Origin of the sequence: Marimonas lutisalis, assembly GCF_005434965.1 — a bacterium.
GTDB lineage: Bacteria > Pseudomonadota > Alphaproteobacteria > Rhodobacterales > Rhodobacteraceae > Marimonas_A > Marimonas_A lutisalis.
In genome coordinates this window covers 526,752-533,151 of sequence record NZ_SKCI01000004.1, presented here as the reverse complement: position 1 = coordinate 533,151, position 6,400 = coordinate 526,752, and the positions used below count along the sequence as shown (strand labels likewise).

At 63.2% G+C, this 6,400-nt stretch carries 6 protein-coding genes and 1 pseudogene; all 7 read left to right on the top strand.

The window, feature by feature from the left end; all coding sequences use genetic code 11:
• Nucleotides 1-208: pseudogene (locus E0501_RS21195) on the top strand (hypothetical protein); the annotation flags it as partial.
• 117 nt (nucleotides 209-325) lie between these two features.
• Nucleotides 326-2,218 carry a matrixin family metalloprotease gene (locus tag E0501_RS18395; protein ID WP_137702852.1) on the top strand — a complete coding sequence of 631 codons (1,893 nt, stop codon included), beginning with the start codon at nucleotides 326-328 and terminating at the stop codon, nucleotides 2,216-2,218.
• 140 nt (nucleotides 2,219-2,358) lie between these two features.
• Nucleotides 2,359-2,928 (top strand): dTDP-4-dehydrorhamnose 3,5-epimerase, encoded by a 570-nt coding sequence (rfbC, locus tag E0501_RS18390; protein WP_137702851.1) that lies wholly within the window; start codon nucleotides 2,359-2,361, stop codon nucleotides 2,926-2,928.
• Entirely contained in the window at nucleotides 2,925-3,968 is a 1,044-nt protein-coding gene (gene rfbB, locus E0501_RS18385; RefSeq protein WP_137702850.1) for a dTDP-glucose 4,6-dehydratase, read from the top strand. The genes rfbC and rfbB overlap by 4 nt, the downstream gene beginning before the upstream one ends.
• 12 nt (nucleotides 3,969-3,980) lie before the next feature.
• Nucleotides 3,981-4,646 carry a sulfotransferase family protein gene (locus E0501_RS18380; RefSeq protein WP_137702849.1) on the top strand — a complete coding sequence of 222 codons (666 nt, stop codon included), beginning with the start codon at nucleotides 3,981-3,983 and terminating at the stop codon, nucleotides 4,644-4,646.
• The gene (gene rfbD / locus E0501_RS18375) at nucleotides 4,643-5,512 is read left to right on the top strand and encodes a dTDP-4-dehydrorhamnose reductase (RefSeq protein WP_137702848.1); all 870 of its coding nucleotides are present in this window, start codon (nucleotides 4,643-4,645) and stop codon (nucleotides 5,510-5,512) included. The genes E0501_RS18380 and rfbD overlap by 4 nt, the downstream gene beginning before the upstream one ends.
• Before the next feature lie 11 nt (nucleotides 5,513-5,523).
• Nucleotides 5,524-6,390: a glucose-1-phosphate thymidylyltransferase RfbA gene (gene rfbA / locus E0501_RS18370; RefSeq protein ID WP_137702847.1), complete on the top strand. Its 867-nt coding sequence runs from the start codon at nucleotides 5,524-5,526 to the stop codon at nucleotides 6,388-6,390.
• The last annotated feature ends 10 nt before the right edge of the window (nucleotides 6,391-6,400 follow it).

Below are 6,400 nucleotides of genomic sequence, written 5' to 3'. Positions count from 1 at the left end.
CGTCGATATCGTACTGGATTTCGAGGCGACGAACGACAACGAGAAACTCGACTTCTCGGGGTTGAGCTCGATCTCGGACATCGCGGCCTTCGGGCTGGCGGCGAGCCAGGTCGGCGCGGATGTACTGATCGACACCGGTGGCGGCAAGTCGATCCTGCTGGAGAACGTCGATCTGGGCCAACTGGACGCGGCCGACTTCATTTTCTGACGGTTTCGGCGGGGCGCCGCCGATTCACCGGCGGCGCTTTCCAGTCAATCTTTCGCCACGTTCGTCTACAATGCTATGCCCCGATCCGGGGATGGAGCAGCATGAGAGGTAGACGGCATGGGTGTTGTAAGCGACTATACGGCACTGATCGACGGCACGAGCTGGTCGAGCGAGGACGGCTATCCCGCCGTTGTGAGCTATTCCTTCGGGACCGTGCCGCAATCCTATCTTGCCGATGAAGGTTACACCCAGGGCATGATCGATTCCTTCATGGCCTTCACCGCGCAGCAACAGGCGCTGGCGCAACAGGCGCTGGATGATTGGGCTTCGGTCAGCGGCATCACCTTTGTCGAGGTGGCCGCCGGCGACGGGGACATCCGGTTTGCCAATTACGACTTCAACCAGATCCCGGGCTATTCCGGATCGGGTGGGTTCGCCTATTACCCGTCGCGTAGTCTCTCGGGGACGGAGTATCTTCCCCAAGCTTTTGAGTATGCGCTGGGGGGCGACGTGTTCGTCAACACCTCCAACATGTATGACATGTCCTATTACCTGATCGTGCACGAGATCGGGCATGCCATCGGCCTGAAGCACCCGCTCGAGGGCGATCCGACGCTTGACCCATCTTTGGACGATGGTGACCACACGGTCATGTCCTACAATCAGGTGTGGGGCGTGACGGGCCTGGGCGAATACGACGATGACGCGGCGATTTACTATTACGGGACGCCCACATTCACCCCGTCAACCACCGGCGGCATGGAAAGCTTTGACTGGAATGAAACCGACCTTGTGCTGACGCAGGGGTGGGGCAATGCCAGCTCTGATATCCTGGGCAGCAGTTTTGCGGATATTGTCGATGCGGGAGCGGGAAGTGATCAAGTCGGGGGATACAGTGGCAATGACCGATTGGATGGTGGGACTGGTGACGACAGGCTGATAGGTGGTGCAGGTGATGACACTTTGTTAGCTGGTCTTGGAAATGATGAATTCGTGGGCGGCGACTCGTGGGACGATCCTGTCGGCCTTGACGACCTGCTCAGCTATGCCGCCATTGCCGCTGATCTTCGGGTGGACCTGCGTGACCAGTTCTATACCGGCTCGGTCTGGGTCAACGCGATCAGCAGCGCCACCGGCAACGACACTATCTATGGCATCGAGCATGTCGATTCCGGCGCTGGCAATGACAGCCTGACGGGCAACGACGATGCGAACCGCCTGCGTGGCGGTGCGGGCAATGACACCATGAACGGCGGCACCGGCGATGACACGCTGGAGGGCCAGGAGGGCGCCGACAGCCTGATCGGCGGCGTGGGCTTCGATTACGCCAGCTATGCCACCGCGGCCGAACGCGCGCGGGTGGATTTCCTGAAGGCTGGGGGCAACGGGCGCGCGGCGGCTGGCGACAGTTTCGATGGAATGGAAGGCGTAATCGGCACCGATTTCGACGACCTGCTGGCGACCGACATGAGTGAGAACGCTCTGATCGGCGGGCTGGGCGATGACGTGCTTCGCGCCCGCAAGGGCCGCGACACGATGAGCGGCGGCGACGGCAATGACGAGCTCGATGGCGGAAAGGGCCGCGACCGGATGGATGGCGATGACAACGATGACCTGATGCTGGGCCGGCGCGGGCATGACAACATGCGTGGCGGCAAGGGCAACGATACGCTCGATGGCGGCTCAGGAAAGGACCAGGTACTGGGTGGTCGCGGCAATGACACGCTGATCGGCGGCGAAGACAACGACACGCTGCAGGGCAACCGGAACGATGATGTGTTCGTCTTTGCCGACGGTCATGGTGAGGATGTGATCCTGGATTTCGAAGCCACCAGCAACGCCGAGAAGATCGATTTCTCGGGCCTGTCCACGATCGGTGATTTCGCGGCGGTCCAGGCGGCGGCGAGCCAGGTCGGCGGGGATGTCCTGATTGTCACGGGTGCCGGAAGTTCGATCCTGCTGGAAGGGGTTGCGGAGTCTGACCTGCACGCGGAAGACTTCATCTTCTGATCGCGCGGCCGCGCCCTGACGGTCTGTCGGGTACCAATGCCGGGCATCTGCCCCCTTCTTTATCCGGCTCGGGTAGTGACTTGGCCGGGCGCTGTTGTTACACGGCCCCAGAGTTTTCGGTGGGTTTCGTGGAGAATCGATTGCGGATTGAGAAAACCAGGCTGGATGGGGTGGTGATCGTGACGCCGCGCCGATTTGGCGACAGCCGGGGCTTCTTTTCCGAAAGCTGGAGCCGCCGTGCCATGGAAGAGGCCGGGCTGGGCTTTGACTGGGTGCAGGACAATCACTCGCTGTCGTCACAGGCAGGGACGGTGCGGGGGCTGCATTTCCAGGCGCCGCCGCATGCCCAGGACAAGCTGGTGCGCTGCGGCAAGGGCCGGCTGTTCGACGTGGCGGTGGACGTGCGCAGGGGCTCGCCCACCTATGGTCAGTGGGTTGGTGTCGAGCTGAGCTTTGAGAACGGCAAGCAGCTTTTGGTGCCCAAGGGATTCCTGCACGGGTTTGCCACCCGCGAACCCGATACCGAGATCATCTACAAGTGCTCGGATTATTACGCGCCCGAATGCGATGGCGCGGTGCGGTTCGACTCGCCCGGCCTGGACATCGACTGGGGCCTTGGCGACACGGCCCCGGTGCTGAGCGACAAGGACCGCGATGCGCCGCTCTTTGCCGAGTTCGACAGCCCCTTCACCTATGGAGATGCGCAATGAAGATCCTGGTTACCGGCGGGGCGGGGTTCATCGGGTCGGCCGTGGTGCGGCTGGCCGTGGCGCGCGGGCACGAGGTGGTCAACCTGGACGCGCTGACATACGCGGGACGCCGCGAGAACGTGGCCAGCGTGGCCGATGATCCGCGCCACGTGTTCGAGCAGGTCGATATCCGCGACCGTGCCGAACTGACCCGTGTCTTCGACCAGCACCAGCCAGACGCGGTGATGCACCTGGCCGCCGAAAGCCATGTCGACCGGTCGATCGACGGGCCGGGCGATTTCATCGAAACCAACATCACCGGCACCTACAACATGCTCGAGGCCGCGCGCGCCTACTGGGCGGGCAAGGGGCGGCCCGAGGCGTTCCGCTTTCATCATATCTCGACCGACGAAGTCTATGGCTCGCTGGGCGAGGAAGGGCTTTTCACCGAAGGCACGCCTTATGATCCGCGCAGCCCCTATTCGGCGTCCAAGGCTTCGTCCGATCACCTGGTGCGGGCGTGGTTTCATACCTACGGCCTGCCGGTGGTGCTGACCAACTGCTCGAACAATTACGGGCCCTACCACTTCCCGGAAAAGCTCATTCCCAAGGTCATCCTGAACGCGCTGCACGGCAAGGCGATCCCGGTTTACGGGCAGGGCCTGAACGTGCGCGACTGGCTTTATGTCGAGGATCACGCCGACGCGCTCCTGCTGGCGGTGGAAAAGGGCGTGCCGGGGCGCAGCTATAACGTCGGCGGCCATAACGAGCGGCGCAACATCGACCTGGTGCACACGATCTGCGATCTGCTGGACGCCAAGCGGCCGCGCACGCAGGGCAGCTATCGCGATCTCATCACCTTTGTCGAAGATCGCCCCGGACACGATGCGCGCTATGCGATCGATCCCGAACGGATCATGGGCGAACTGGGCTGGACGCCTTCGGTCACGGTAGAGCAGGGGCTGGACAAGACGGTGGACTGGTACCTGGAGAATGCCGACTGGTGGCAGCCGCTGCTTGAGCTTGAGGGCGTTGGCACAAGGTTGGGAAAAACGGGCTGAAGAACCGAACGCATGCCTATCGTCAGGATCAATGAAAAGCTGGTTTTCTTCGCCCATGTCCCGAAATGCGCGGGCACCGCGGTCGAGCGTTACCTTGAAGAGAGGTTCGGCCCGTTAGGCCTGCATGATCCGGCTTTCGGACGGCGCAGCCCGATCGAGGCCTGGACCCTGTCGCCCCCTCAGCACATCCCCGAACCGGTGCGCCGGGAGCTGCTGCCCGATGGGCTGTTCGATGCGCTGTTTGCAATTGTGCGGCATCCCGCGCTGCGCCTGCGCAGCGTGTTCCTGTTCCAGCGCGAAGTCGAAAAGGCGCTGCCGCCGAAAATGGGGTTCGGCAAGTGGCTGGCCACGCTGCCGCGCACGCTGGCGCTTGATCCGTATGCGCTGCACGGGCATCTGCGGCCGATGGCGGAAATCGTGCCCGAAAGCGCCCGGGTGTTCCGCCTGGAAGACGGGCTTGGCGATGTCGTGTCATGGCTGGACGGGATTGCCGGAACCACCGATGGCCCGCGCGAGATCGGGCAGGCGAATGTTCTAGCCACACGCGTGCCGGGCGGGGACGTGCCCGACATTGCGCTGACACCGGCGATCTGCAACCGGATTGCCGAGCTTTACCCGCAGGATTACACCCGGTTCGGATATTCCGTGATGCCAGGCGACGAGGGGATTGCCGCATGACCCTTCTTGTTTTCGGCCAGACCGGGCAGGTGGCGCGCGAATTGCAGCGCCTGGCGCCCGACGCAACATTCCTGGGCCGGGCCGAGGCCGACCTGTCTGATCCCGAGGCCTGTGCCGCGGCGATCGTGGCGCAGGCGCCCCACGCGGTGATCAACGCGGCGGCCTATACCGCGGTGGACCGGGCCGAGGACGAGGAAGAGCTGGCAACGCGGATCAACGGCGCGGCCCCCGGCGCGATGGCACGGGCCTGCGCCGGCCTCGGCATCCCTCTGGTGCATATCTCGACCGACTATGTCTTCGATGGCGCGGGCGATGCGCCGCGCCGCGAAACAGACCCTGTTCAACCGCAAAACGCCTATGGCCGCAGCAAGCTGGCCGGGGAACGCGCGGTAACCGAAGCGGGCGGACCGCATGGCATCCTGCGCACCAGCTGGGTGTTTTCGGCCCATGGCAACAATTTCGTGAAGACCATGCTGCGCCTTTCTGAGACCCGCGACGCGCTGAGCATCGTCGAGGACCAGATCGGCGGGCCGACGCCCGCCGCCGATATCGCCGCCGCCTGCCTGGATATGGCCGCGCAACTGAGCGCCGATCCGGCGAAATCTGGGATCTACCATTTTTCGGGTGCGCCCGATGTCAGCTGGAAAGACTTCGCCGAGGCGATCTTTGCGCTTGCCGGGCGGAAAGTCGCCGTCAGCGGCATCCCGACAAAGGACTATCCCACACCGGCGATACGCCCCTTGAATTCCCGGCTGGATTGCGGTGCAACCCGTACGGCGTTCGGGATCGGGCGGCCGGATTGGCGCACGGCCCTGAAAACGGTTCTGGCGCAGCTCGGTGAAACGGGCGCAGAGATGAAAACGTGAACGAGGGTAACATGACCAAGCGTAAAGGGATCATTCTGGCAGGCGGGTCGGGTACGCGGCTCTATCCGATCACCAAGGGGGTGTCGAAGCAGCTGCTGCCGATCTACGACAAGCCGATGGTCTATTACCCGCTGAGCGTCCTGATGCTGGCCGGGATCCGCGAAATCGCGATCATCACCACACCGCAGGACCAGGAACAGTTCCAGCGCCTGCTGGAAGACGGCAGCCAGTGGGGCCTCGAGTTCACCTATATCCAGCAACCTTCGCCCGACGGCCTGGCCCAGGCGTTCATCCTCGCCGAAGACTTCCTGGCGGGCGCGCCTTCTACACTGGTTCTGGGCGATAACATCTTTTTCGGCCACGGGTTGCCGAACATCCTGGCCCGCGCCGATGCCAAGACCGAAGGCGGAACGGTTTTCGGCTACCAGGTGGCCGATCCCGAACGCTATGGCGTGGTGGATTTCGACAAGGACGGCAAGGCGATCCACATCATCGAGAAGCCCGAGGTGCCGCCATCGAACTTCGCGGTGACGGGGCTTTACTTCGTCGATGGCAACGCGCCCGAGATGGCCAAGCGGGTCAAACCCTCGCCGCGCGGCGAGCTCGAGATCACCACGCTCCTGGAAATGTACCTGGAAGAGGGCCTGCTGGACGTGCAGCGCATGGGGCGCGGCTATGCCTGGCTGGATACCGGCACCCATGGCAGCCTGCTGGATGCTGGCAATTTCGTTCGCACGATCCAGAAGCGGCAGGGCCAGCAGATCGGCTGCCCGGAAGAGATTGCCTTCGAGATGGGTTTCATCACCCGCGAAGAGCTGGAAAAGCAGGCCGAGATCTACAGCAAGAACGGCTATGGCGCCTATCTGAAACGGCTATAGCAGAACGAGG

Excerpts from the sequence above, each read along its gene's own strand:
- E0501_RS18395 (WP_137702852.1), top strand. The coding sequence starts at position 326 with ATGGGTGTTGTAAGCGACTATACGGCACTGATCGACGGCACGAGCTGG.
- rfbB (WP_137702850.1), top strand. The coding sequence starts at position 2,925 with ATGAAGATCCTGGTTACCGGCGGGGCGGGGTTCATCGGGTCGGCCGTG.
- E0501_RS18380 (WP_137702849.1), top strand. The coding sequence starts at position 3,981 with ATGCCTATCGTCAGGATCAATGAAAAGCTGGTTTTCTTCGCCCATGTC.
- rfbD (WP_137702848.1), top strand. The coding sequence starts at position 4,643 with ATGACCCTTCTTGTTTTCGGCCAGACCGGGCAGGTGGCGCGCGAATTG.
- rfbA (WP_137702847.1), top strand. The coding sequence starts at position 5,524 with ATGACCAAGCGTAAAGGGATCATTCTGGCAGGCGGGTCGGGTACGCGG.